The following is a 26,153-nucleotide window of genomic DNA, read 5'->3' on the forward strand; positions in this document are numbered from 1 at the left end:
GATCACGCCCTGTCCGCTACGCGTTCGCCGAGCAGGCCTTGTGGCCTGACGAGGAGGACGATGATGAGCAGGCAGAAGGCCCAGACGTCCTTCCAGGAGCCGCCGCCGAAGAGGTGCATGCCGGGGATGTCGTCGATGTAGGCGGAGGCGAGGGTCTCGGCGACGCCGAGGACGAGGCCGCCGAGCATGGCGCCGTAGATGTTGCCGATGCCGCCGAGGACGGCCGCGGTGAAGGCCTTGAGGCCCATCAGGAAGCCCATGCGGTAGTCGATGCTGCCGTACTTCATGCCGTAGGCGACGGCGGCGACGGCGGCGAAGAAGCCGCCGATGGCGAAGGCGATCACGATGATGCGGTTGGTGTCGATGCCCATGAGCTGTGCGGTGTCCGGGTCCTGGGCGGTGGCCTGCATGGCGCGGCCGGTGCGGGACTTGCGGACGAAGAAGGCGAGGGCGGACATGCAGACGATCGCGGCGACGATCAGGAAGATGTCGGCGTCCTTGATGGTGATGGAGCCGATGTCGTGGGTGGCGTCGAGGCCGGGGAAGGCGACGGCGCGGTCGGCGTGCGGGTAGAAGTTGCGGACGACTTCCTGCAGGGCCAGGGAGAGGCCGATCGCGGTGATGAGCGGTGCGAGCCGTGGGGCTCCGCGCAGGGGCCGGTAGGCGAACCGTTCCGCTCCGACGGCGATGAGGATGGCGACGATGCCGCCGCCGATCAGCATCAGGGGGACGGCGAGTGCCATCGAGGTGCCGTCGGGGAGGATGTAGAAGTAGACCGTGAAGGCGCCGAAGGCCCCGGTCATGAAGATCTCGCCGTGCGCGAAGTTGATGAGCTGGACGATGCCGTACACCATCGTGTAGCCGATGGCGATGAGCCCGTACATCGAGCCTAGGAGCAGCCCGTTGGCCAGCTGCTGCGGCAGGGTGTTCACCGCGTGGCCTCCATTGTCGCTGGTGGTCGTGTGCACGTATTGCGTGCTGGGGTGGGGTGTGGCAAGGGCCGCGCGGTCGGGGTCCCCTCCCGCGCGGCCCGTGAGTGGTGTCGCTGTGTGCTGCTGGGGCCTGGACTAGCCGAGGTCGGCGGTGCCGGTCTTCACAGCCTTCCACGCACCCTTGGTGACCTGGTAGACGGTGAGCTGCTTGTTGGTGGTGTCACCGTACTGGTCGAAGGCGACCTTGCCGGAGATGCCTTCGAAGTCGGACTTCTGGACACCGTCGACGACGGAGGAGCGCAGGGCGTTGATGTCGCTGGGGACCTTGCCGCTGTTGGCGTCGACGGCGGCCTTCACTGCCTTGATGATGGCGGTGGTGGCGTCGTAGGAGTACGCGCCGTAGGCGCCGTAGTCACCCTTGTAGCCCTTGGACTTGTAGGTCTCGATGAAGGTCTTGGCCGCGGGCAGGGTGTCGGCGGGGACGCCGACGGCGGTGGCGAGGTCGCCCTCGGAGGAGGCGCCGGCGGTCTCGATGTAGGTGGAGGCGAACATGCCGTCGCCGCCGAAGAGCGGGATCTTGACGCCGGCGCCCTTGAGCTGCTTGGTGATCAGCGAGGACTCGTCGTACTGGCCGCCGTAGTAGAGCAGGTCGGCCTTGGCGTTCTTGATCTTGGTGACGAGGGAGCCGAAGTCCTTGTCGCCGGTGTTGATGTGGTCGGTGCCGACGACCTTGCCACCGAGCTTCTTGAACTGCTCGTTGAAGATCTTCGCGAGGCCGGCGCCGTAGGTCTGCTTGTCGTCGACGACGAAGACCTTCTTCTTCTTGAGGCCGTTGTACGCGTAGTCGGCGGCGAAGCTGCCCTGGAGCTCGTCGGTGGTGGCGGTGCGGAAGTACGTCTTGTACGGCCGCTTCTTGTCCGTCTGCCAGTTCTTGCCCTGGGTCAGCTCGGGGTTGGTGTTCGAGGGGGAGATCTGGACCATGTTGGCCGAGGCGAACACCTGCTGCATCGTCTGGGCGACGCCGGAGTTCAGGGGGCCGACGGCGCCGACGGCGGTCTTGTCGCCGGTGATGGTGGTGGCGTTGGACTGGCCGGTGGCCGGCTGCGCCTTGTCGTCGAAGGCCTTCAGCTTGAACGTCACGCCCGGGACGAGCTTGTTCTTGTTGGCGTCGTCGACGGCGATCTGGGCGCCGTACTGGATGCCGAGACCGGTGGTGGAGTTCTCGCCGGACAGCGGGGCGTCCACGCCGATGGTGAGGGTGGTGCCACCCCCGTTGTCGCTGTCGCTGCCCTTGTCGTCACGGGAGCCGCAGGCGGTGAGTGTGAGAGCCCCCGTCGCCATGACGGAGGTCAGGATCACCATGGAACGTCGCACAATCATTCCTTTCCGCAGGCTCGCGCGCCCTTGTGGGTGCGGCTGGTGCCCGCGCTTTACCGAACTCCCGATGGAGCGGTGACTGGCCGTGACTCTAAGCCCGGTTTGCAGGCAGGGGCATCGCTGTGTGCGGGCTTGTGACTTTCTTGTTATGACGTGATGGATGGCGGGCTTCCGTCGAGGGGGCTCTCAGCCGGTTTGGCGGATTATCCCCTCAGTCCGCATTTTGAGAACCTGCACTTCCGCTTGGCCGTCCGGGCTGTGGCCCGGATGTCGTGGCGCAGGCGTCCCGAAGGAGCCGGAAAAGGTCGCGGGAGTACGCCCGGCCGAAGATGAAGCTGTGATGCTGTATTGCGCGCGCGTTACGGAGGGTTACGTCAAGAAAGGGTAGGTCGGCATTCAGGGGCAGACCCGAACAGTCGGAAACCGTGATTTCCACGGTGACCCGGCGTGTGGTGCCGGGGTGGACGGTGAACGCCTCGGGGAGGGCGTGGGCGGTGAGGCCGGTGAAGGCGGCGCCGGTGACCTGGAGGGTGACGGGGGTCCCGCTGTCGACGTCGACGGCGAAGCGGAAGCGGCCGGTGGTGGGGTGGGTGCCGGGGGGTTCGGGGAGTCCGGCGGGCCCGAGGTACCGCCAGGCGGTGACGTTGGCGGGCCAGGGGGAGGGGGTGTGCTCCGGCTCGGGGTGGTGGTCCTCGGAGAGGGTGCGGGGGACGAGAACTCCGGCCGCGAGCAGGGTGATCGCGGTGGTGGCCAGGGTGGCCCTGCGGACGCGTGGCGGCAGGCCGCGCCACCACACGCTCCAGCGGTCCGTCAGCCGGGGCCCGTCGGCGCCGATGACGTCGTAACTCTCCCCGCGATCGGGGGAGTCGACGGGCTCGACGGGGCCGATACCGGTCATGGGAGAACGGTAGGGGGAGTCGGGGGGCCGTGCCCAGTCGGTGTACGCCCCGGGGCCTGCTCGGCGGACCGGGGGGACGGCGGGAGGCGGTGTGGCCGGGGTGGGGCGAGCGGGGGGTGTCGATGAAGGGCCGTTCTGGGTGGGGTTGTTCGGGTTCGGGGAGCCCGGGGGGCTATGGGTGTGGGGACCCGGTGGCTGGCGTCGCGGAGGGGTGGGGTGGGTCGGCTCGCGGGGGTTGCCGGCTCGGGTCGTCGGCCAGTTTTGTGCGGCCGGAGGTGTCCCGGGCGGGCAGGGGGGCCGGCAGGCGGCAGCGGCACCCGGAGGGGTGGGGCGGTCCCGCGGTGCCGGCCCGGTCCCCCGGGCGGCCCCTAGCGGCCGGGGGCGTCCCGCAGGAGGCAGGTCAGGCGGGCGGTGCAGACGCGGCGCTCCTCCTCGTCGCTGATCACGATCTCGTACGTCGCGGTGGACCGTCCCCGGTGCACCGGTGTGGCCACTCCGGTCACCAGTCCCGAGCGCACCCCGCGGTGGTGCGTGCAGTTCAGGTCCACCCCCACCGCGATCTTGGAGCTGCCGGCGTGCAGCATGGAGCCGACGGAGCCCAGCGTCTCGGCGAGCACGGCGGAGGCGCCTCCGTGCAGCAGGCCGTACGGCTGGGTGTTGCCCTCGACGGGCATCGTGCCGACGACCCGGTCCGCCGAGGCCTCGACGATCTGCACGCCCATGCGGGTGCCCAGGTGCCCGGCGGAGAACATGGCGACGAGGTCGACGCCGAGCGCCGCGTACTCGTCGATGACCTCTTGAGGGAACGTGGCGTGCTGCTGCTCACCCATGGGCGGGCTCCGTTCGTCCTGGTCGCTACGACTGTCTGCGCTGAGCAAACGCTCAGTCGGTTGCCGATTGTTCCAGACGTACGACGACGGACTTGCTGGCCGGGGTGTTACTGGTGTCGGCGGTGGCGTCCAGCGGCACCAGGACGTTGGTCTCGGGGTAGTACGCGGCCGCGCATCCCCGGGCGGTCGGGTAGTGCACGACCCGGAACCCGGGGGCCCGCCGCTCCACGCCGTCCTTCCACTCGCTGACGAGGTCGACGTACGACCCGTCGGCGAGCCGGAGCCGGTCGGCGTCCTCGGGGTTGACCAGGACCACCCGGCGGCCGTTCCTGATGCCCCGGTAGCGGTCGTCGAGGCCGTAGATCGTGGTGTTGTACTGGTCGTGCGAGCGCAGCGTCTGCAGCAGCAGCCGGCCCTCGGGCAGCTCGGGGTACTCGACGGGCGCGGCGGTGAAGTTGGCCTTGCCGGTGGCGGTGGGGAAGCGGCGCTCGTCGCGTGGGGCGTGCGGCAGGGTGAAGCCGCCGGGGCGGGCCACGCGCGCGTTGAAGTCCTCGAAGCCGGGGATCACGCGGGCGATGCGGTCGCGGATGGTGGCGTAGTCCTTCTCGAACTCCTCCCACGGCACCCGGCTCTTCTCGCCGAGGACCCGGCGGGCGAGCCGGCAGACGATGGCGGGCTCGGACAGCAGCCGGCCGCTCGCGGGCTCCAGGCGGCCCCGGGAGGCGTGCACCATGCCCATGGAGTCCTCGACGGTCACGAACTGCTCGCCGCTGCCCTGGAGGTCGCGCTCGGTGCGGCCGAGGGTGGGCAGGATCAGGGCACGCGCGCCCGTGACCACGTGCGAGCGGTTCAGCTTGGTCGACACGTGCACGGTCAGCCGGGCGCGCCGCATGGCGGCCTCGGTGACCTCGGTGTCGGGGGAGGCGGAGACGAAGTTGCCGCCCATGGCGAAGAAGACCTTGGCCTCGCCGTCGCGCAGGGCGCGGATGGCGCGCACCACGTCGAAGCCGTGCTCGCGGGGCGGGGCGAAGCCGAACTCCTTCTCCAGGGCGTCCAGGAAGGCGGGCACGGGGCGCTCGAAGATGCCCATGGTGCGGTCGCCCTGGACGTTGGAGTGGCCGCGGACCGGGCAGACGCCGGCGCCGGGGCGGCCGATGTTGCCGCGCAGGAGGAGGAAGTTGACGACCTCGCGGATGGTCGGCACGGAGTGCTTGTGCTGGGTGAGGCCCATGGCCCAGCAGACGATGGTCCGCTCGGAGGCGAGGACCATGGCGAGGGCTTCCTCGATCTCCTGCTGGGACAGGCCGGTCGCGGTGAGCGTCTCGTCCCAGTCGGCGGCGCGGGCGGCCTCGGCGAACTCCTCGTAGCCATGGGTGTGTTCGCGGACGAAGGCCTCGTCGACGGCCCCGTCCGTCTGAAGGATCAGCTTGTTGAGGAGGCGGAAGAGGGCCTGGTCGCCGCCGATGCGGATCTGCAGGAACAGGTCGGTGAGGGCGGCGCCCTTGACCATGCCCTGCGGGGTCTGCGGGTTCTTGAAGCGCTCCAGTCCGGCCTCGGGCAGCGGGTTGACGCTGATGATCTTCGCGCCGTTGGCCTTGGCCTTCTCCAGCGCGGAGAGCATGCGGGGGTGGTTGGTCCCGGGGTTCTGTCCGGCGACGATGATCAGGTCGGCCTGGTAGAGGTCGTCGAGCAGGACGCTGCCCTTGCCGATGCCGATGGTCTCGCTGAGCGCCGAACCGGACGACTCGTGGCACATGTTGGAGCAGTCCGGCAGGTTGTTCGTGCCCAGTTCGCGGGCGAAGAGCTGGTACAGGAACGCGGCCTCGTTGCTGGTGCGGCCCGAGGTGTAGAAGATCGCCTCGTCGGGGGAGCCGAGGGCGGCGATCTCCTCGGCGATGATGTCGAAGGCGCGCTCCCAGCTCACCGGCTCGTAGTGGGTGCCACCCTCGGGGACGTACATGGGGTGGGTGAGCCGCCCCTGCTGGCCGAGCCAGTAGCCGCTCCTGGTCGCGAGGTCGGCGACGGGGTGCGCGGCGAAGAACTCGGGGGTGATCCGGCGCAGGGTGGCTTCCTCGGCGACCGCCTTCGCGCCGTTCTCGCAGAACTCGGCCGCGTGCCGGTGGTCGGGCTCCGGCCAGGCGCAGCCGGGGCAGTCGAAGCCGTCCTTCTGGTTGACGCGCAGCAGTGTCAGCGCGGTGCGCTTCACGCCCATCTGCTGCTGCGCGATCCGCAGCGTGTGCCCGATGGCGGGCAGTCCCGCCGCCGCGTGCTTCGGTTCGGTGACCTGCGGAGCGTCCTGAACCGGATCACCCTTGGGCGGCTTCGTGGCCATCGGACTCTCTCCTTCGCACACACCTGTGAGGTACGTCTCCGATCCTCGCACGCGCCGGTGACAACGGCGTTTGCCGGGCCCGCGGGAAGCGACGGCAGAGCTTGCACCTTTCGTGCCGTGGGCGGCGGGCGGGTCTGACTGTCAGTGGGGCGTGGCAGGATCGGGGGCGTGGCAGAGACAGCAGCGAAGAAGACCGACAACAGCCCCGGCGGCAGCCGCCCGCGCCTGATGCTCATGGACGGGCACTCGCTGGCCTATCGCGCGTTCTTCGCGCTGCCCGCGGAGAACTTCACGACCGCGACCGGCCAGCCGACGAACGCGATCTACGGCTTCGCGTCGATGCTGGCCAACACCCTGCGCGACGAGGAGCCCACGCACTTCGCGGTGGCCTTCGACGTGTCCCGCAAGACGTGGCGGTCCGAGGAGTTCACGGAGTACAAGGCCAACCGCTCCAAGACCCCGGACGAGTTCAAGGGTCAGGTCGAGCTGATCGGTGAGCTCCTCGACGCGATGCACGTCTCGCGCTTCGCGATCGACGGCTTCGAGGCCGACGACGTGATCGCCACGCTCGCCACCCAGGCCGAGGCCGAGGGCTTCGACGTGCTGATCGTCACCGGCGACCGAGACTCCTTCCAGCTGGTCTCCGAGCACACCACCGTGCTGTACCCGACGAAGGGCGTCTCGGAGCTGACCCGGTTCACCCCGGAGAAGGTCTTCGAGAAGTACGGCCTGACGCCCGCCCAGTACCCCGACTTCGCGGCCCTGCGCGGCGACCCGTCCGACAACCTCCCCGGCATCCCCGGCGTCGGCGAGAAGACCGCCGCGAAGTGGATCAACCAGTTCGGCTCGTTCGCCGAGCTGGTCGAGCGCGTCGAGGAGGTCAAGGGCAAGGCCGGGCAGAACCTCCGCGACCACCTGGAGGCCGTCAAGCTCAACCGCCGCCTCACCGAGATGGTGCGCACGGTGGAGCTGCCGAAGACGGTCACCGACCTGGAGCGCGCCCCGTACGACCGCAAGTCGCTCGCGATGATCCTCGACACCCTGGAGATCAGGAACCCCTCCCTGCGGGAGCGGCTCCTGGCCGTCGACCCGGGAGCCGAGGAGGCCGAGGGCGCCCCGGTCGCCGCGCCCGGAGTGGCGGTGGACGGCACGGTGCTCGGTACCGGTGAGCTGGCCGGCTGGCTCGCCGAGCACGGCGCGGGGCAGCCCCTCGGTCTCGCCACGGTCGACACCTGGGGTCTGGGCACCGGCTCGGTCGCCGAGGTCGCGCTCGCCGCGTCCGGCGGTGCGGCCGCCTGGTTCGATCCGTCCGAGCTGGACGAGGCCGACGAGAGGGCGTGGGTCGCCTGGCTCGCCGATGCCGAGCGGCCCAAGGTGCTGCACAACGCCAAGGGCGCCATGCGGGTCTTCGCCGAGCACGACTGGAGTGTCGCCGGTGTCAGCATGGACACCGCGCTCGCCGCGTACCTCGTCAAGCCGGGGCGCCGGTCCTTCGACCTGGACGCGCTGTCGCTGGAGTACCTGGGCCGGGAGCTGGCGCCCCCGGCCGCGGCCGACGGGCAGCTCGCCTTCGGCGCGGACGACGGAGCCGAGGCCGAGGCGCTGATGGTCCAGGCGCGGGCCGTGCTGGATCTGGGCTCGGCCTTCGAGGGCCGCCTGGCCGAGGTCGGGGCCGCCGACCTGCTGCGGGACATGGAGCTGCCCACCTCCGCCCTGCTGGCGCGCATGGAGCGGCACGGCATCGCGGCCGACCGGGCCCACCTGGAAGCCATGGAGCAGATGTTCGCCGGGGCGGTCCAGCAGGCCGTGAAGGAGGCGCACGGGGCGGCCGGGCACGAGTTCAACCTCGGCTCGCCCAAGCAGCTCCAGGAAGTCCTCTTCGGTGAGCTCGGCCTGCCGAAGACGAAGAAGACGAAGACCGGCTACACGACGGACGCCGACGCGCTCGCGTGGCTGGCGACCCAGACGGACAACGAACTGCCGGTGATCATGCTCCGGCATCGTGAGCAGGCCAAGCTCCGGGTGACCGTCGAGGGCCTGATCAAGACGATCGCCGCGGACGGCCGTATCCATACGACGTTCAACCAGACGGTCGCGGCGACGGGCCGGCTGTCGTCCACGGATCCGAACCTCCAGAACATCCCGGTCCGTACGGACGAGGGGCGGGCGATCCGGCGCGGATTCGTGGTGGGGGAGGGCTTCGAGTCCCTCATGACCGCGGACTACAGCCAGATCGAGCTGCGGGTGATGGCCCACCTCTCCGAGGACGCGGGGCTCATCGAGGCGTTCACCTCGGGGGAGGACCTGCACACCACGGCAGCGTCGCAGGTCTTTGCGGTCGAGCCCGGTGCGGTCGACGCGGAGATGCGGCGCAAGATCAAGGCGATGTCGTACGGGCTGGCGTACGGGTTGTCCGCGTTCGGGCTCTCGCAGCAGCTGAACATCGAGGCGGGGGAGGCGCGGGCGTTGATGGACGCGTACTTCGAGCGGTTCGGCGGGGTGCGGGACTATCTGCGGCGGGCCGTCGACGAGGCGCGGGCCACCGGGTACACCGCGACGCTCTTCGGGCGCCGGCGGTATCTGCCCGACCTCAACAGCGACAACCGCCAGCGGCGTGAGGCGGCCGAGCGGATGGCTCTCAACGCGCCGATCCAGGGGACCGCGGCGGACATCGTCAAGATCGCGATGCTGAAGGTGGACGGGGCGCTGCGGGACGCGGGGCTCGCCTCGCGCATGCTGCTCCAGGTCCACGACGAAATCGTGCTGGAGGTTGCGCCGGGGGAGCGGGGGGTTGCGGAGGAGATTGTGCGGCGGGAGATGTCCGACGCGGTGGATCTGCGGGTGCCGTTGGGGGTGTCGGTGGGGGACGGTTCGGACTGGGAGTCCGCAGCGCACTAGCCTCCGGCGGGTGGGCGGTGTCTTGTGCGGGTTGGTGGGGGCGGGCGTTTTTGCGCAGTTCCCCGCGCCCCTGATGCCTGCGGCTGCCTGTGCGGCCTCGGTGGGGGCGGGTGTAGCGCGTGCGGTGTGGTCTGGGGTCGGGGCCGGGCTGGCGGGTATCCGTCCTCGGTCCGGCGGCTCGGTCGCTTCAGAAGGGGCCTGTAATGGACGCCGGCCGCTGCGGGCGGACACCCCCCACCCCGTCCCCTTCCCGCCGTAGGCGGCTACCGGCCCGCCGCGGCGGGGAAGGTGGCGAACGGCCCGTCCTGGCCGGGGGGTGACTGCACCCACCCAGGGGCGCGGGGAACTGCGCGATCAGCCCCCACACCCCCGCACCCGCCCCACAACCGAACCCGGCACCCTCATAGGCGCCCCGCTCAAGCCCAGCGCAGCGGAACCGCGGGGAACTGCGCGACCAGCCCCACCGGCCCGCACCCGCCCCACAACCGAACCCGGCACCCTCATAGGCGACCCGCCCAAGCCCAGCGCAGCGTTCGTCACTCGCGTGGACTCCAGCTCGCGCCCTCGTCCCGACCCCCGGCCAGGATGCCGTCATGGGTATACGCATGCTCCACCGCCGGGCGGCCCCCGGACGGACGCAGGCACCGGTGTACGCCGGCAAGGTCCCGTCCGTACGTCCCCCGGTTCCGGCCCACGCGGCCGCCGCAAGCACCGCTCGCATTCCCTTCGACCTGGCGACACTCCTGCGCAGGGCGCGAGCCAGGGCGGCGGGCCCCCGCGTTCCGGTCCGGGTGGGCAGAAGCCTGCGCCGTGCCGCCGCGGAGCTACGGCACCGCATCGGGCGCCGCGATCGGGACGCCGTAGAGCTGTGGGCCGAGCTGGCGCTCAGTTATCTCGCGCTCGCCCTCACCCTGCTGCCCCGGTCCCGTCCGATGCCCACCATGACGGTGTTCATCGCGGCCGAGGACGCGGTCAGCGAGCGAGCGGGAGACCGGTCTCTTCGCGGGCGTCGGACACCGGGGCCGGGCGCCACAGCCTGACGCCCGCGGCGTACAGCAGTACCCCGAGGACCAGGCCGGCGCCCGCGCCGAAGCAGAGGGCGGGGATCAGTTCCCAGGGCTTCGCGGTGGAGCCCCAGTAGGCCCACCACCGCGAGGCCCGCTGCAGCCCGGCCACCGTCATGCACCCGCCGATCAGAGCCACGGCCCACCCTCTGTCCCGCACCGACAGAACGGGGACACCGGACGGCTCGGCCGCCGCGGGTGCCCGGCGCAGCGCGTGCACGCAGAACACGGTGATCACCACCGCGGCCAGCGCCGAACCGCCGTACTGGAGGTACCAGTAGAGAGGGGAGCCGGCCACCTGCCGGCCCAGGGCGGGGAACAGCCGCATCCCCCACCGGTCGTGATGCGTGAACGCGTCCCACACGACATGGGTCAGCCCTCCGACGGCGGCGGAGGCGTACCAGCGCGCGGCCAGTGCCGTACGCACGCGTGCGCGTGGCGTGCCGCAGCGCAGGAGCGTCGCCGCTCTGCCCTGTCGCCTTCGCGGCAGCAGGGCCACCAGTGGTTCTCGCAGCAGCAGCCACAGGCCCACCAGCGCCCAGGCGACGAGCACGTCGATCGTGAAGACGCCCGGGAAGGAGTGCGTGACGGTGCCGAACTCCATCGCCCCGGGTACGACACTTGCCGCGTAATAGGTCATGTCGGGTGCGAAGGATCCGGCCACGAGGACGGCCGGAACCAGTCGTCCCCGGCCCGTTCCGTCGGTGCGCACCGCGGGCAGTACCGCCGCCGCATGGCTCAGGGTGAACGGCAACGGGGCTCCTCGTGGCGGGTGTTGGCCGGGCGGCGGCCCGGGTGATCGGTGCCGTCCAGTATGGGCGACGCGGGCCCGCACCGATCGAACATGGCCAACCGGTGAATATCGGGCACGAACCGGTGTCCGAGGAAAGGAAGTTGTCGTAGGGTCACACGGGTCACCGCGCTGGGGAGCTCGGGCGAACGTGCGACTCAGGAATTACCGCGTGTCGCAGGGGCAACCTCAAGGGCGGTTCGACTGTCTCAACGGGACGAGAGCGGCAGACGGAGAAGGGCGCTCGGGCGTCCACAGGAGGGGTTCACTTTATGGCGGCGCAATTCGGCAGGAGGCTGCGCAAGGGAGCGGTGACCACCGCCGTGGCCGCGGCCGCGGTCGCGGCACTGTCCGCCTCCCAGGCCCCGGGGGCCACGGTCGACGACCACGGCAGATCCAACGCCGCCGACGCCCAGCCCTCTCCCGACGCGACCGCCGATGACAGCGGCGCGACCGGCAACTCGCCGTACTACACGGACCTGCCGCCGCTGAACACCCCGAGCCCCGCGCCGACCGACGGCACCTCCACCGTCTCTCCGGTCGAGTCCGAGGCGGGCATACCCGCGACCGTCCTCGACGCCTACAAGAAGGCCGCGACCGAACTCCAGGAGTCCAAGCCCGGCTGCAATCTGCCCTGGCAGCTCCTCGCCGCCATCGGCCAGGTCGAGTCGGGCCAGGCCCGCGGCGGCCGGGTCGACGCGGACGGCACCACCACCTCCAAGATCCTCGGCCCGCAGCTCGACGGCAACGGCTTCGAGCTCATCAAGGACACCGACAACGGCGCCTACGACGGCGACACCGCCTACGACTCGGCCGTCGGGCCCATGCAGTTCATCCCGTCCACCTGGGCGTGGGCCGGCCGTGACGGCAACGGCGACGGGGTGAAGGACCCGAACAACATCTACGACGCCGCTCTCGCCACCGGTCACTACCTGTGCCGCAACGGCCGGGACCTGTCGGACAGCGGTGACCTGGACAGGGCGATCCTCAGTTACAACCCCTCGCGGCACTACGTGAACACGGTCCTTTCGTGGCTGGAGTACTACCGCAAGGGCACCCACGAGATCCCCGACGGCACCGGCACCGTCCCGGGCAACCGCAGCGACGGCGGGACCGGCGGCGGCTCGACCACCTCGCCGTCCCTGCCCTCGACTCCGAGCGCACCGCACCACCCGTCGAAGCCGAGCACGCCCGGCTCGCCGCGCCCGACCCCGCCGCCGACCACACCGCCCCCGTCGGGGACCCCCACCACTCCGCCCTCGTCCCCTCCGGCCACCCCCACCCAGACCGTGGACCACCTGGAGGACTCGGGCACCGCGAAGCTCACCGCCATGGCGGGTGACGCGTTCGCCGAGAAGATCAGCACCAAGGCCGAGAACGCCGCCGGCAAGGGCGTCGCCAAGGTCCGGATCCGGTTCACGATCGTCGGCGACACCGACGCCACCTTCACCGGCGGCGAGAAGGTCGCCACCGCGCTGACCAACAGCTCCGGCGTGGCCACCGCGCCCGCGCTCCAGGCGGGCGAGACCACCGGCGCCTTCACGGTCCGCGCCACCCTCATCGGCCGTACCGTCACCGGCCCGGACTACCCGGCCACCGTGACCCAGCGCGTCGCCGACACCCTGGTGCGCACCAGCGACACCGTGCTGACCTGCACCCCGGGCGGACAGTTCGCCGACGCGGTCCAGGTCAAGGCCACCTACAAGGACGCCGTCGCCGACAAGGTCGGCGCCACCGCCACCCTGATCAAGTCGGACGACGACGCGACCGAGAACGACAAGGGCCCCTACTTCAAGGACGCCGACGGCAAGACCGTCCGCACCCTGACGGGCCTCACCACGGACGCGGACGGCCTGCTCAAGCTGCCGCAGCTCTACGCCGACGACACCACCGGCACCTTCGTGCTCCGCATCACCACCGCGGGCGGCGCGACGCTCGACGTGACGTTGACCGTGGCGGCCGCCGCCGACACTTCGGCAAGCCCGTCGCCGAGTCCCAGCGCGAGTTCGTAGACACCGGCCCACCCTTTCGAAGGGCTTTTGAAGGGCGTCCTTTCCGCTACGGCGGACAGGGCGCCCTTCGCCGTGCGCGAGCTGTTCTCATCTCGCCCCCCCGTTGCTACGGTGCCGGACCTGACGATGTATCAGTTCCGGTGCCGGGAGGTGGACATGCGTGCCCTGATCGCCGCCGCGACCGGTCTCGCCCTCGCGTTCGCGCTGATCCTCACCATCACCGCACTCGGCACGCCGACCGGCAAGACGTCCCCGAAGCCGCTGCTGACCACGGTGCCCGCACACCCGTGACCCCCGGGAGGCCGAGATGCGCCGCAAGACCAGCCTGGTCCTGCTCGCCCTCGCCGTGTTCTTCGCGGCGCTGTCCCCGCTGCTGCGCTGGTACGCCTTCCCGCGCCTCGCCAAGATCCCCGCGAACCAGTACCAGGACATGGTCCTGGAGGCCAAGGACGCGACCCTCATCGACTACAACGACGGAATGAAGGCGAAGAAGGTCTCCAAGGTCACCATCGTGCAGACCCTCAAGGGCAACGTGGAGGCCTCGGAGAAGATCGAGAAGACGGCCGGTAAGGACGTCGTCGTCTGGGACGGGCTGTCCTACGTCGTCGGGCCGGACGGCAAGATGGTCTCCAAGATCCCCGAGCGCTACATCTTCGACGCCCACACCCAGGACCCCGTCCACGCCACCGGCGAGATGGTCGACGGCGACCCAGTGAAGCGTGCGGGCATCGAGTTCAAGTGGCCCTTCCTCACCGAGAAACGGGACTACGTCTACTTCGACGCCCAGGCCCGCACCTCGGCCCCCATCCACTACAAGGGCACCCGGAACTTCCGCGGCCTCGACGTCTACTACTTCGAGCAGACCATCCCCTGGACCAAGGTGCCCTTCCCGAAGACCATGCCGGTCCAGGGCATCACCCCCGCGGCCATCGCCAGGACCGGCACCACCCGCTGGTACACCACGGTCCGGAAGTTCTGGGTCGAACCCCTCACCGGGGCCCCCGTCTACGGCGAGGAACTCCACAAGGAGGAACTGCGCGGCGGCACCCTGCTCGGCGGCCGCGACAAGGTGACGGTCTTCGCCGGCGACGTGAAGATGCGCGAGGACTACATCAGGCACACCGTCGACCTGGTCAAGTCGAACCGCACCCTGGTCCTGCTGCTGACGTCGTACCTCCCGTGGGGATTCCTGGTCCTCGGCTTGCTTCTCCTGGCGCTCTCCCTCTACCTGGAGGCTCGCGGCCGCCGACCCGGCGACCGGAAGCCGACGAAGGACACCGAGGCGGAACCGGTCACCGCCTGAGTGTCGGAGCCAAGTTGTACGATCCTGAGCACAACCGCTCGGGGGAGGGGCATGGCCGCCATAGTCATCGTGCACGGCATCGGCAAGCAGTACCTCGGCCCCCACACCGTGCACGCCTCCGTCTCACCGGCGCTGCGCGACGGCGTCCGTCTCGCCGGCGGCCCGGCTCTCGACGACGAGGACATCGCCACCGCCTTCTACGGCCACCTGTTCCGGCCACCCGGCGGCGGCCGGGTCACCAAGGGCGAGCCGCTGCCGGATCCGCGCGACCCACCCGACCCGTACGAACGCGATCTTCTGCTCGCCTGGTGGACCGAGGCCGCACGGCTCGAACCGGAGCGTGTTCCGGCGCCACCCGATGCCCGCCCCGGCAAGGCACCCACCCCGTTCACCGTGCAGCGCGCGCTGTACGCGCTGACCCGCAGCCGGTTCCTCGCCCGTGCCGGGGACCGCTTTCTGCTCGGCGTACTGCGGCAGGTGCGCCGCTACCTCACCGAACCGGACCTGCGAGCCCGCATCCAGGAGGCCGTCGCCGCGGCCGTCGGCCCCGACACCCGGGTCCTGGTGGGCCACTCGCTCGGCTCCGTCATCGCCTACGAGGCACTTGCCGCGCAGCCCGCGACGCCGGTGCCGAGTCTGGTCACGATCGGCTCACCGCTCGGCATCCCCCAGCTCGTGTTCGACCGGCTCACCCCACCACCCGCGCAGGGTCGCGGACAGTGGCCGGCCGGCGTCGACCACTGGACCAACCTCTGTGACCGACGCGATGTCGTCGCGCTCACCAAGCGCCTGGGCCCCCTCTTCGATGCCGGCGAGCGGCGGATCCGTGACGTCCTCGTCGACAATGGCTGGCAGGCCCATGCCCTCGAACACCACCTCACCGCGGCCGAGACGGGAGCCGCTGTCACCGCCGGACTCGCTGTGCCGGGCGAGCGCCGGTGAGCGCCGGTGATCGTGGTGCCCGGCACCGAGGGGCCGACGCAGATCCGCGCCTGGCCCGTCCCCTCGGCGAACCGGCAGCGGTTCGCCGGCTCGTCGTGGTCGGCGGCACTTCCGCGTACGACCACCAGGAGCACCTGCCCGGCGTGTCCGGCGACCTCGACACCGTCTCCGAAGTCTTCCGGACCCTCGGCTATATCGAGGCGCACCGCTTCCACGACGCCGGAACCGACTCCTTCCGCCGCGGATTGTCCGACTGGGCCGCCGCCGAGGCCCGCACGGACGACGCCCTCGTCCTCTACTACACCGGCCACGGCGACCGCGACCACCACCGGCACTACGTGCTGTGCCGCGACAGCGACCCCACGCGGCTCGGCGGCACCGCCCTCGCCACCGAGGATCTCGTCCGCATCGTCACCGAGAGCGGCGTCGAGCGCCTGCTGCTCATCGTCGACACCTGCTACGCCGGACAGGGCGGCGTGGACGCGGCGCGCACCGTCGCCGACGAGCTCGGGGCCGCGCTCACCAGTACCCGCGCCGCTGATGAGGGTCGGCTCACCGCCTTCTCCGTCATCGCCGCCGCGCGCACGGGAGAAGCCGCCGAGGACGGCGCGTTCGCCCGCGCGCTGCGGTCAGCCGTGGACGACCTCACCCTCGGCGGCCACCGTCAGCGCAAGCTGTACCTCGAACAGGTCGTCGACCGCGTCAACGACGACCTCGCCGTCGACGGCCCCTTCCAGCACGCCGCCTGGGGCACCCTGCCCAGCGGTGAGGGATTCCCCTTCTTCCCCAACCCGCGCTACGCCCCCGGCATCCCGGCGGGTATCGACCTCGACGAACAGCGCACCTGGAACAGCCGCGAAGGACGCCGCCGTCGTACCGAACTCCTCAGCCACTTCGACCCCAGGGGCCGCGGCGCGGACGCCCTCGGCGGCACAGGCTCCTACTTCACCGGCCGGGTCAAGGCATGTGCCGAACTCACCGCCTGGCTGACCGCCACCGGCTCCGACGGCCGCCGGTCCGTCGTGGTGACCGGCAGCGGCGGCGTCGGCAAGTCCGCGCTGATCGGCCGCCTCGTCCTCGACGCCCGCGCGGCCGGGACCTCGCTCACCGCCATCCACGCCCGGCACAAGCTCTTGGAGGAAATCACCTCGGGCATCGCCGACGCCGCCGGCATCGCCCCGGGGGACCCGGCGACGCAGCGCCCGGATCTGCTGCTGGAGGCCCTCGCCACCCGCCGGGCCCCACTGCGCATCGCGGTGGACGCGCTCGACGAGGCGGGCACGGCCGGCAGCACCGACGCCGAGCCGGAGCGCATCGCCGCACACCTGCTGCGGCCTCTCTCCGAACTCCCGCACGTCCACATCCTGATCGGCACCCGACCCCGCGCCGTCCCCGCCCTCGGCCCCGGCTTCCACCGGCTCGACCTCGACGATCCCCAGTGGACACACGCCGGCGACGTCCGCGCGTACGCCACCCAGCTCCTGCTTGCTCCCGATGGCCCCGGCAGCACCAGCCCCTACCGGCACGAGACCGCAGACCCGGTGGCCGACGCGATCGAAGCCCGCGCCGGTGGGAACTACCTCGTAGCCCGGCTCGCGGCCCGGTCCCTCGCCCAACACCCCCGCACCCTCGACACCACCGTCCCCGGCTGGCAGGACCAACTGCCCGAACTCATCACCGAGGCACCCCGGCCGACCGGACCCGCCTTCCGCTGGGCGCTGCGGCAGCAGTTCGAGGAGCAGGAGCTGCGCGGGCGGCGACTGCTCACCGCGCTCGCCCTGGCCGAGGGCACCGGCCTGCCGGCCGGCGACGCCTGGTGCGCCATCGCCTCCGCCCTCACCGGCGACCCGGTCGGCCCGCGCGACCTGGACTGGATTCTGCGCAGCGGCGGCTCCCACATCGTGGAGGACGTGGACCCGCACGGCCGCTCCGTGTACCGCCTCTACCACGAGACATTCGCCGACGAACTGCGCGACGGCCTCCCGGCGGACCTGCTGGGGCGTATCGCCCAGGCCCTGACGCTCCTCGTCCCGCCCAAAGCCGACGGAACCGGCCCTGACTGGGCCGCTGCCGACCCCTACCTGCGCGAGCACCTGCCGAGTCATGCCTCGGTCGGCGGCGTACTGGACGATCTGGTGACGGATCCGTTGTTCCTCGTCGCCGTCGACCCGGCCGTACTGCGGCGCACCCTGCCCGGCCTGCGACAGCCGCGGGCCCGGGCCGTTCGCGACAGTTACGAGCGCATCGCGCCGCACCTCAAGGCGGAGACAGACGTCGGCGCCAGGGCGGCGCTGCTGCGGCTGACGGCCCTGGAGATGGGGGACCGGCTGCTCGCGGACGCCACCTCGGTGCGGGTCCCGGACCAGCCGTGGACGGCAGATTGGGCGTATGTACCGAGCCCGCCGTACCCGTACCGGTCACTGGGGCGGTTTCCGTCAGGGGGTTGGCCGCACGCTCTGGTCGAGTGCGACGGGCGTCGGATCCTGCTCCTCGGCGAGAAGGGGCGCATCACCTGTTGGGACACCGAGACGTGCGAGCCGCTCGGCGAACTGGAACTGCCGGAGCCGGCCGGGGAGACCTGGCGGTCGCCGGCGGACATCGAGGAGATCGCCACCTGCCCCGGCGGCTGGGCCCTTCTCAAGGGGCCAGGCGGCCCGTTGCATCGCCTTCAGGTCTGGGACGTCGCCCGGCGCCGGCCCTGGGGCACCACGGTCGGGGTGCGTGCCGAGAGCGTTGCCCTGTTGGCCGATGACGACACCCTGGTCGCCGGCGCACTGGACAGCGACGGCCACGTACGGCTCCTGGACATGCGCACCGGGCAGGAGCTGTGCCGACTGACGCCCCGGCGCGTGGGGGGCGGCCTGGTGCTGGACCAGCGTCTCGTCATGGAGCCCCGTGACGGCGTGATCACGGTCGCCGCGGTGCGTTCCGGATACACCGCGGACGAAGGGCGGGAGGTCCACCGTTGGACCGTGGACCCACGGAACGGCTGGCGGACGCTGGACAGCGTGAGCCGCTCGCTGAGCTCCGGTCATGTGCAGGACGTCCTGCTCCACGAGGGGCGCGTGGTCGTCGCCACGTCGCACGTCCGGTTCGACTCCTCCAGAACACGCACGGACGCCGTCACGGACCACGGAGCCGGGATCGAGGAGTGGACCTGCGTGTCCGACGGCCGGGTCGTGACGCACGGCGGCGAGTTCCTGTTGCCGACGGGCAACGGCCTGATCCGGATGACCGTGCACATGAACGGCGTCGAGATGGTCGATGCCGTCGGGCGCCGCACCGTACTCCTGCACGCCGACCTCCCGGGCATGCCGCGCATGGTGGCCGCGGTCACCGCGGCCGACGAAGTCCTGCTGGCCATGGGCGAGTTCCTGGACTCCGCGGTATCCCTGTGGGCCGTACCGCTCGGCGGCACCACAACCGCGGACGCCGAACCGCGGCGGTTCTCCGCTCTGTTCGGCACGCGGCTGAGCCAGGGGCGGGTGGCGGGGCGGGAAGTGGTGGCCCTCGCCGACGGCGCGGGTGTGCGCTGCCTGGACACCGCGACCGGAGACCTCGTGGCCTGGCAGGGCAAGAGACACTCCCGCACCGCCTGGGGTGCACACGGTCAGCCCGTGCTGGTCTCCGGCGTCCACGAGCCTCATCCCGGCCTGCGCCCCCTGCAGATGCTCGGCCGGCCCCGGCGGCACCTGATGCTCCGGGACGCCCCGCCGGGCGACCTCCGCTGGCTGGAGCCGGTGACCTGGCGGGACCACGCCGCCGTGCTGGGCGTCTTCGGCACGCGGGTCGCCGTCTGGACCCAGAACGGACGCCGCCTGTGCGAGGTGGCCCTGCCCGCCGAGCCGAGGACGGTCACCTGCCGCGTCGTCGCCGACCGCCTCTACGTCGCCTGTTACGTCTACGACCACGGCCTCAGCGTCGTCGAACTGCCTGACGGGAACACGGTCTTCCACCTCGCCGACAGCCCCGATGTATCGGTCACAGTCTCCGGCGCCCACAATCGGCAGCCGGGCGCCATCGCCCTCGACGAATGGAGCGGTGAACCCGTCGTCGGGTACACGAGCCTCGGTCAGGGCATCAAGGTGCACGACGTCCTCTCCGGCTCCGAGATCTGGTCGTACCACGAGAAGGTCTCGCCCTCCTCCCTGTACCTGCACCACATGGGCGGTCGCCGGGTGGTTGTCACCGTCGACTACCACAACACCCTCCGGCTCCTTGACCTCGACGCCGGCACCGAGGCCGCGCGTATCCCGGTGGACGGCAGGATCCAGGCGGTGACCCCGCTCGCCGACGAACGCGTCGCCGTCCTCACCTCGACCGGCCTCTATACCCTCCGCTTCCCGACGTTCAGCCCCGACGCAGCCGGGCTGTCGTGTGCCGGGTCGGTTCCGCCGCCGCGGGATCTTCCGGCCACGGATGCTTCGGGTACCTCCCACGCAGTTCTGCCCGCACTGCTCGGTAGCCGTCCCCCCAGAAGGAGGCGAGGTCGCCCGTGACAGCCGCCGGGCGCCCGGCGGGGGACAGGAGATGGACCAGGAGGGGCACGCCCGCGATCCGGGGTGACTCCTGCAGCCCGAACATCTCCTGCAACTTCACCGCGAGGACGGGCTGTTCGGGGGTGCCGTAGTCGATCCGGACCCGGGACCCGCTCGGTACGGCGATCCGCTCCGGCGCCAGCTCGTCCAGCCGATTGGCCTCGCCGGAGGCCCAGGGCAGAAGCCTTCGCAGCGCCTGCCCGGCGTCGATGCGCGCCAGGTCGGCCCGTCGGCGGGCGCGGCTCAGCTCGGGCTCCAGCCATTCGTCCACGCGCGCGTGGAGCGCGTCCTCGCAGACGTCGGGCCACGGGTCGCCGAGGTGGTGGCGCAGGAACGCCAGCCGCTGCCGCAGGACGTCCGCGTCGGGCGTCCACCGCAGCAGCCGTAGCCCTTCCTGGCGGAGCCCTTCGAGGAGGGCCTCGCGTACGAGGACGGGGTCGGCGTCCCTCAGCGGCCGGACCGCGAGCTCGATCGCCCCGAGCCGCTCCACCCGCCGGGCCACGACGTCCCCGTCCGCCCAGTGCACCTCCTGGCCCTCGGAGTACAGGGACGCGGCCGCCGACCGGGCGGTGTCCTCGTCGATCACGGCGGCGAGCTGCACCCGCGCGTGCCCCTTTCCGACGGGCCGGTCCGCCACGGCCACGGCGAGCCAGGGCGAGCCCCGCAGCGGCGAGCCGTCGGAGAGTTCGGCGCGGGTGCCGGAGGCCATGAGATAGGAGCCCGAGTCGGCCCTGGCGACCCGTTCGGGGAAGGCGAGCGCGGCGACGAGACCATCGTTCCCCGCGGCCGGCTCCGTGAACTCCGCGGAGGCGGAGCGCAGTCGCCGCACCTCCGACCGCCACCGTGCCGCGTAGGCGTCACCACCCCGCCGAGCGGTCCGCACGGCGGCCGCCAGGTCGTCGCCGTACTCCCGCGGCGGCTCCTCCGACAGCAGCGCGACCGCCTCGGCGCCCGCACCCGAGGTGTCCAGGAGTGCCCGGCCCAGCCGGGGATGCAGGCCCAGCCGGGCCAGCCGCGCACCCCGCGCGGTCGCCCGGCCGTCCGCGTCCACCGCCCCCACGGCCGTCAGCACGTCCCGCGCGGCCGCCATCGCCCCGCCCGGCGGCGGATCCAGCAGGGCGAGGCCGGACGCGTCCGGATCGCCCCAGCAGGCCACCTGCAGCGCGAACGCCGTCAGGTCGGCCACCTTGATCTCCGGCGACGGGAAACGCGGCAGCCGGGCGTCCTCGGCCTCCGCCCAGCACCGGTACACCGCACCCGGCGCCTCCCGCCCGGCCCGCCCCGCCCGCTGCCGCCCGGCGGCCTGCGAGGCCCGCACGGTCGCCAGCGCGCTCAGTCCGCGCGCGTGGTCGACGCGCGGCTCCCGCGCGAGCCCCGAGTCGACGACCACGCGCACCCCCGGCACGGTCAGGGACGACTCGGCCACCGCGGTCGCCAGCACCACCCGGCGCCGCTCCCCGCCCGCCAGCACCGCGTCCTGCACGGCCGCCGGCGCCCGCCCGTGCACCTGGAGCACCTCCACGCCACCGAGGCCGCCCAACTGCCCGGCCACGCGCGCGATCTCGCCCACGCCCGGCAGGAAGCACAGCACGTCCCCGTCCCGCTCGGACAGCGCGCGCCGTACGACCGACGCCACGTGCGCGAGCAGCGCGGGATCGACCCGCATGCCGTGCGGCGGGCGCACGGGACGCGCCGGCGGCGCCCACACGACCTCCACCGGATGCGAGACACCCTCCGCCTCGACGACGGGCGCGTCGCCCAGCAACCGCGCCCACCCCTGCGCGTCGGTCGTCGCGGACGCGGCCACCAGGCGCAGCTCCGGCCGCAGCGTCTGCCGCACGTCCCACAGGAAGGCCGCCGTGGTGTCCGCGTCCAGATGCCGCTCGTGGCACTCGTCGAGCACCACCACGTCCACGCCCGTCAGCTCCTGGTCGCGCTGGAGCCGCTGGAGCAGCACCCCCGTGGTGACGACCTCCACGCGCGTGTGCCGTCCGACCACCCGCTCGCCGCGCACGGAGTAGCCGACGCTCTCCCCGACCTTCTCGCCCAGCAGCCACGCCATCCGCCGGGCCGCCGCGCGGGCGGCGATACGGCGGGGTTCGGCGACGACGACCTTCCGCGCGGGTGCGCCGGAATCCAGCAGACCCGCGAGCACCAGCGGGACGAGGGTCGTCTTGCCGGTGCCGGGCGGGGCGACGAGGACGGCCGTGCCGTGGCTTTCCAGGGCGTCGCCCAGCGCGGACAGGGCGCCGCGTACGGGAAGGGCGTCGAGGGCGTCGTAACGGATCACGCCCCCAGTGTCGTACGACTGCCCAGACGCCTCAGTCGCGTTCGCACACGAAGATCGCGGTCCCGGGGATCAGATTCCCGCGCAACGGGGACCAGCCGCCCCACTCCGAGGTGTTCCAGACCGGCCACTCCGGCTCCACCAGGTCGACCAGGCGGAAGCCGCCGGCGACCACGTCACGGACCCGGTCGCCGATGGTGCGGTGGTGCTCGACGTAGACCGCGCGGCCCTCCTCGTCCTGTTCGACGTAGGGCGTGCGGTCGAAGTAGGAGGCGGAGACGGACAGGCCCTCGGGGCCGGGCTCGTCCGGGAAGGCCCAGCGGATGGGGTGCGTGACGGAGAAGACGAACCGGCCGCCCGGGCGCAGGACGCGGCGCACCTCCTTCAGGACCAGGACCGGCTCGGCGACGAAGGGCAGCGCGCCGTACGCCGAGCAGGCCAGGTCGAAGGAGCCGTCCGCGAACGGCAGCACGCCCGCGTCGGCGCACACCAGGGGGAAGGACGTACCGATGCGCAGGGCGTGCTGGAGCTGGCGGTGCGAGATGTCGAGGGCGACCGGGCGGGCACCCTGTGCGGCCAGCCAGCGCGCGCACTGGGCGGCGCCGGCGCCGATCTCCAGGACGTCCTTGCCCTTGAGGTCCTCGGGCGGGCCCAGCAGCTCGGCCTCCACCTCGTCGAGGCCCTCGGGGCACCATACGAAGCGGTCGTCGCCGAGGAACGTGCCGTGCTCGACCTGGTACTCGTCCGCGTTGCGGTCCCACCAGCCACGGTTGGCGCGGGCGCTCTCCGTGACGTCCGCGTCACGGCGGGTGGCCTGCGAGTCGGCGTCCGGGCCGGACTCCTGCGGGTGTGATGCGGGCTCTTGGATGATCGGCTCCCTCGTATTAGTCTGCGGGCTCTTCCGTCCAACCCGTCGCGACGGCCGTCATAAATGGGGCGCCGTCACGCGCGCGTGGCCTCGTGAGACAGGTTTTGTGCCGGGTATGCGGCGATCCGCCCCGGGTGTGCGCCTTCGCGCATTGACCCTGTCCGGCTGCCCCCGTATGCTACAAGTTGCGCTGCGGGCCTGCGCTCCTCAGACGTAGCAGGCTGCGCTCGCATCTGTTGTATGTCCCCTCGGTTGTCGAGGCGCCACCAGTGGTTTTGTGTGGCGCTTCCTTGGCTGTCCGGCTTCTTCAGAGCGAAACAGGCTCCCGGCGTAAGCAGTACCTACGACTCACTGTCCGTACCGGAGCCCTTTCCCACATGACGAGCAGCACCGAGACCACCTCTACCACTCCGCAGGTAGCGGTCAACGACATCGGTAACGAGGAAGCCTTCCTCGCCGCGATCGACGAGACGATCAAGTACTTCAACGACGGCGACATCGTCGACGGCGTCATCGTGAAGGTCGACCGGGACGAGGTCCTGCTCGACATCGGTTACAAGACCGAAGGCGTTATCCCGAGCCGCGAGCTCTCCATCAAGCACGACGTCGACCCCAACGAGGTCGTCGCCGTGGGCGATGAGATCGAGGCCCTTGTTCTCCAGAAGGAGGACAAGGAAGGCCGTCTGATCCTGTCCAAGAAGCGCGCTCAGTACGAGCGTGCCTGGGGCACGATCGAAAAGATCAAGGAAGAAGACGGCATCGTCACCGGTACCGTCATCGAGGTCGTCAAGGGTGGTCTCATCCTCGACATCGGCCTCCGTGGCTTCCTGCCGGCCTCCCTCGTCGAGATGCGTCGTGTTCGCGACCTCCAGCCTTACGTGGGCAAGGAGCTCGAGGCCAAGATCATCGAGCTGGACAAGAACCGCAACAACGTGGTCCTGTCCCGCCGCGCCTGGCTCGAGCAGACCCAGTCCGAGGTTCGCCAGACGTTCCTCACGACCCTCCAGAAGGGTCAGGTCCGCTCCGGTGTGGTCTCCTCGATCGTCAACTTCGGTGCCTTCGTGGACCTGGGTGGCGTCGACGGTCTGGTCCACGTCTCCGAGCTGTCCTGGAAGCACATCGACCACCCCTCCGAGGTTGTCGAGGTCGGCCAGGAAGTCACCGTCGAGGTCCTCGACGTCGACATGGACCGCGAGCGTGTCTCCCTGTCGCTGAAGGCGACCCAGGAAGACCCGTGGCAGCAGTTCGCCCGCACCCACCAGATCGGCCAGGTCGTGCCCGGCAAGGTCACGAAGCTGGTTCCGTTCGGTGCGTTCGTCCGCGTGGACGAGGGCATCGAGGGTCTGGTCCACATCTCCGAGCTGGCCGAGCGCCACGTCGAGATCCCGGAGCAGGTCGTCCAGGTCAACGACGAGATCTTCGTCAAGGTCATCGACATCGACCTCGAGCGCCGCCGCATCAGCCTCTCGCTGAAGCAGGCCAACGAGGCCTTCGGTTCCGACCCGGCCTCGGTCGAGTTCGACCCGACCCTGTACGGCATGGCCGCGTCGTACGACGACCAGGGCAACTACATCTACCCCGAGGGCTTCGACCCCGAGACCAACGACTGGCTCGAGGGCTACGAGACCCAGCGCGAGGCGTGGGAGCACCAGTACGCCGAGGCGCAGACCCGCTTCGAGCAGCACCAGCAGCAGGTCATCAAGTCCCGTGAGGCCGACGCGGCTGCTGCCGCCGAGGGCGGGGACTCCGCCGGTGCGGCTCCGGCCGCGGGTGGCGGCGGTGGCGGTGGCGGTTCGTACTCCTCCGAGGGTGCGGACACCTCCGGTGCGCTGGCTTCCGACGAGGCGCTTGCCGCGCTGCGGGAGAAGCTGGCGGGTGGGCAGAGCTGAACGCCCACTGAGCACTAGCTCTTGACTGAGGGACCGTACCTTTCGGGGTGCGGTCCCTCGGTGTTTTGTCTGTAGGCCGGTGGGGCCGGTCGCGCAGTTCCCCGCGCCCCTGGGGAGTTCAAGCCGCTCTCGGTCATGAAAAGCCGTCAAGAGATGGGCTGATCAGGGCCCAGGGTGGGAATGCCGCTGTTCCAGGGCGTGTTGTGCTGTATGAACACGAGGAGGAGCGGTCACTGTGCTTGATCCGCAGGGTTTGTACGCATGGGAGCCCAAGGGCCTCGCCGTTGTCGACATGGCTCTCGCCCAGGAGTCGGCCGGCCTGGTCATGCTCTACCACTTCGACGGATACATCGACGCGGGCGAGACCGGTGACCAGATCGTCGACCGGCTGCTCGACTCGCTGCCCCACCAGGTCGTGGCCCGTTTCGACCACGACCGGCTCGTGGACTACCGCGCCCGCCGTCCGCTGCTCACCTTCAAGCGCGACCGCTGGACGGACTACGAGGAGCCCACGATCGACGTGCGGCTCGTCCAGGACGCCACCGGAGCGCCCTTCCTGCTGCTGTCGGGCCCGGAGCCGGACGTGGAGTGGGAGCGCTTCGCCGCGGCCGTCCAGCAGATCGTGGAACGGCTCGGGGTCCGGCTGTCGGTGAACTTCCACGGCATCCCCATGGGCGTTCCGCACACCCGCCCCGTAGGCCTCACCCCGCACGGCAACCGTCACGACCTCGTCCCCGGTCACCGCAGCCCCTTCGAGGAGGCCCAGGTGCCCGGCAGCGCCGAGGCCCTGGTCGAATACCGGCTCATGGAGGCCGGTCACGACGTCCTGGGCGTCGCGGCGCACGTCCCGCACTACATCGCGCGCTCGACCTACCCGGACGCCGCCCTGACCGCCCTGGAGGCCATCACGGCCGCCACCGGCATGGTCCTGCCCGGCATCGCCCACGCGCTGCGCACCGACGCCCACCGCACCCAGACCGAGATCGAGCGCCAGATCCAGGAGGGCGACGAGGACCTCGTGGCTCTCGTCCAGGGTCTCGAGCACCAGTACGACGCGGCGGCCGGCGCGGAGACCAGGGGCAACATGCTCGCCGAGCCCGTGGAGATTCCGTCGGCGGACGAGATCGGGATGGAGTTCGAGCGCTTCCTGGCCGAACGGGAAGGCGACAACTGACGCGCGAGGAGCGTCTAGG

16 protein-coding genes and 1 pseudogene are annotated in these 26,153 nt (G+C 71.2%); 9 read left to right on the forward strand and 8 right to left on the reverse strand.

Features of this window, described 5'->3' with window-relative positions; genetic code table 11:
- Positions 1–2: 2 nt before the first annotated feature.
- The 5 genes from D1369_RS30630 to D1369_RS30650 all read right to left on the reverse strand — a co-directional run bounded on the left by D1369_RS30630 (position 3) and on the right by D1369_RS30650 (position 6,369).
- Complete coding sequence (locus D1369_RS30630) at positions 3–932, reverse strand: branched-chain amino acid ABC transporter permease (RefSeq protein ID WP_020119997.1); 930 nt, start codon at positions 930–932, stop codon at positions 3–5.
- Positions 933–1,067: 135 nt separating this feature from the next.
- Positions 1,068–2,294, reverse strand: a complete 1,227-nt coding sequence (locus tag D1369_RS30635) for a branched-chain amino acid ABC transporter substrate-binding protein (RefSeq protein ID WP_007381326.1) — start codon at positions 2,292–2,294, stop codon at positions 1,068–1,070.
- A 226-nt stretch (positions 2,295–2,520) separates the two neighbouring features.
- The gene (locus D1369_RS30640; RefSeq protein WP_037899616.1) at positions 2,521–3,207 is read right to left on the reverse strand and encodes a hypothetical protein; all 687 of its coding nucleotides are present in this window, start codon (positions 3,205–3,207) and stop codon (positions 2,521–2,523) included.
- A gap of 368 nt (positions 3,208–3,575) precedes the next feature.
- Positions 3,576–4,037: a hotdog fold thioesterase gene (locus D1369_RS30645; RefSeq protein WP_037899614.1), complete on the reverse strand. Its 462-nt coding sequence runs from the start codon at positions 4,035–4,037 to the stop codon at positions 3,576–3,578.
- Between the two features lie 52 nt (positions 4,038–4,089).
- On the reverse strand, positions 4,090–6,369 hold the full coding sequence (locus D1369_RS30650) for an FdhF/YdeP family oxidoreductase (protein WP_118082719.1): 2,280 nt from the start codon (positions 6,367–6,369) through the stop codon (positions 4,090–4,092).
- Between the two features lie 168 nt (positions 6,370–6,537).
- Between D1369_RS30650 and polA the strand changes: the two genes are divergently transcribed.
- Positions 6,538–9,267, forward strand: a complete 2,730-nt coding sequence (gene polA, locus D1369_RS30655) for a DNA polymerase I (protein ID WP_118082720.1) — start codon at positions 6,538–6,540, stop codon at positions 9,265–9,267.
- A gap of 593 nt (positions 9,268–9,860) precedes the next feature.
- A complete protein-coding gene (locus D1369_RS30660) occupies positions 9,861–10,307 on the forward strand; it encodes a hypothetical protein (protein WP_007381321.1) in 447 nt (148 codons plus the stop codon).
- Here D1369_RS30660 and D1369_RS30665 read toward each other — a convergent pair.
- Positions 10,240–11,085: a DUF4184 family protein gene (locus tag D1369_RS30665; RefSeq protein WP_037899609.1), complete on the reverse strand. Its 846-nt coding sequence runs from the start codon at positions 11,083–11,085 to the stop codon at positions 10,240–10,242. The genes D1369_RS30660 and D1369_RS30665 overlap by 68 nt on opposite strands.
- A gap of 308 nt (positions 11,086–11,393) precedes the next feature.
- Here D1369_RS30665 and D1369_RS30670 point away from each other — a divergent pair, with 308 nt between their 5' ends.
- The 5 genes and pseudogenes from D1369_RS30670 to D1369_RS44115 form a co-directional block, all read left to right on the forward strand.
- Entirely contained in the window at positions 11,394–13,133 is a 1,740-nt protein-coding gene (locus D1369_RS30670) for a lytic murein transglycosylase (protein WP_118082721.1), read from the forward strand.
- A 156-nt stretch (positions 13,134–13,289) separates the two neighbouring features.
- Positions 13,290–13,424, forward strand: coding sequence for an SPW_0924 family protein (locus D1369_RS30675; RefSeq protein ID WP_106433589.1), 135 nt, complete (start codon positions 13,290–13,292; stop codon positions 13,422–13,424).
- A gap of 16 nt (positions 13,425–13,440) precedes the next feature.
- Positions 13,441–14,436, forward strand: coding sequence for a DUF3068 domain-containing protein (locus D1369_RS30680; RefSeq protein ID WP_037899607.1), 996 nt, complete (start codon positions 13,441–13,443; stop codon positions 14,434–14,436).
- A 51-nt stretch (positions 14,437–14,487) separates the two neighbouring features.
- Entirely contained in the window at positions 14,488–15,378 is an 891-nt protein-coding gene (locus D1369_RS30685; protein ID WP_037899605.1) for a hypothetical protein, read from the forward strand.
- Positions 15,379–15,473: 95 nt separating this feature from the next.
- A pseudogene (locus D1369_RS44115) lies at positions 15,474–16,085 on the forward strand (caspase family protein); the annotation flags it as partial.
- Between the two features lie 3,643 nt (positions 16,086–19,728).
- On the opposite strand, the gene hrpB reads toward D1369_RS44115, so the two are convergent.
- Positions 19,729–22,206, reverse strand: coding sequence for an ATP-dependent helicase HrpB (gene hrpB, locus D1369_RS30695; RefSeq protein ID WP_118082722.1), 2,478 nt, complete (start codon positions 22,204–22,206; stop codon positions 19,729–19,731).
- Positions 22,207–22,237: 31 nt separating this feature from the next.
- The gene (locus tag D1369_RS30700; protein ID WP_050789687.1) at positions 22,238–23,074 is read right to left on the reverse strand and encodes a class I SAM-dependent methyltransferase; all 837 of its coding nucleotides are present in this window, start codon (positions 23,072–23,074) and stop codon (positions 22,238–22,240) included.
- A gap of 374 nt (positions 23,075–23,448) precedes the next feature.
- On the opposite strand from D1369_RS30700, the gene rpsA reads away from it, so the two are divergent.
- Both rpsA and D1369_RS30710 read left to right on the forward strand, forming a co-directional pair.
- The gene (rpsA, locus tag D1369_RS30705) at positions 23,449–24,960 is read left to right on the forward strand and encodes a 30S ribosomal protein S1 (protein WP_007381311.1); all 1,512 of its coding nucleotides are present in this window, start codon (positions 23,449–23,451) and stop codon (positions 24,958–24,960) included.
- Between the two features lie 235 nt (positions 24,961–25,195).
- Positions 25,196–26,134, forward strand: coding sequence for a PAC2 family protein (locus tag D1369_RS30710; protein ID WP_007381310.1), 939 nt, complete (start codon positions 25,196–25,198; stop codon positions 26,132–26,134).
- The last annotated feature ends 19 nt before the right edge of the window (positions 26,135–26,153 follow it).

The organism is Streptomyces sp. CC0208, assembly GCF_003443735.1.
GTDB lineage: Bacteria > Actinomycetota > Actinomycetes > Streptomycetales > Streptomycetaceae > Streptomyces > Streptomyces sviceus.

Excerpts from the sequence above, each read along its gene's own strand:
- D1369_RS30635 (WP_007381326.1), bottom strand. The coding sequence starts at position 2,294 with ATGGTGATCCTGACCTCCGTCATGGCGACGGGGGCTCTCACACTCACC.
- D1369_RS30640 (WP_037899616.1), bottom strand. The coding sequence starts at position 3,207 with ATGACCGGTATCGGCCCCGTCGAGCCCGTCGACTCCCCCGATCGCGGG.
- D1369_RS30645 (WP_037899614.1), bottom strand. The coding sequence starts at position 4,037 with ATGGGTGAGCAGCAGCACGCCACGTTCCCTCAAGAGGTCATCGACGAG.
- D1369_RS30650 (WP_118082719.1), bottom strand. The coding sequence starts at position 6,369 with ATGGCCACGAAGCCGCCCAAGGGTGATCCGGTTCAGGACGCTCCGCAG.
- D1369_RS30660 (WP_007381321.1), top strand. The coding sequence starts at position 9,861 with ATGGGTATACGCATGCTCCACCGCCGGGCGGCCCCCGGACGGACGCAG.
- D1369_RS30670 (WP_118082721.1), top strand. The coding sequence starts at position 11,394 with ATGGCGGCGCAATTCGGCAGGAGGCTGCGCAAGGGAGCGGTGACCACC.
- D1369_RS30675 (WP_106433589.1), top strand. The coding sequence starts at position 13,290 with ATGCGTGCCCTGATCGCCGCCGCGACCGGTCTCGCCCTCGCGTTCGCG.
- D1369_RS30680 (WP_037899607.1), top strand. The coding sequence starts at position 13,441 with ATGCGCCGCAAGACCAGCCTGGTCCTGCTCGCCCTCGCCGTGTTCTTC.
- D1369_RS30685 (WP_037899605.1), top strand. The coding sequence starts at position 14,488 with ATGGCCGCCATAGTCATCGTGCACGGCATCGGCAAGCAGTACCTCGGC.
- rpsA (WP_007381311.1), top strand. The coding sequence starts at position 23,449 with ATGACGAGCAGCACCGAGACCACCTCTACCACTCCGCAGGTAGCGGTC.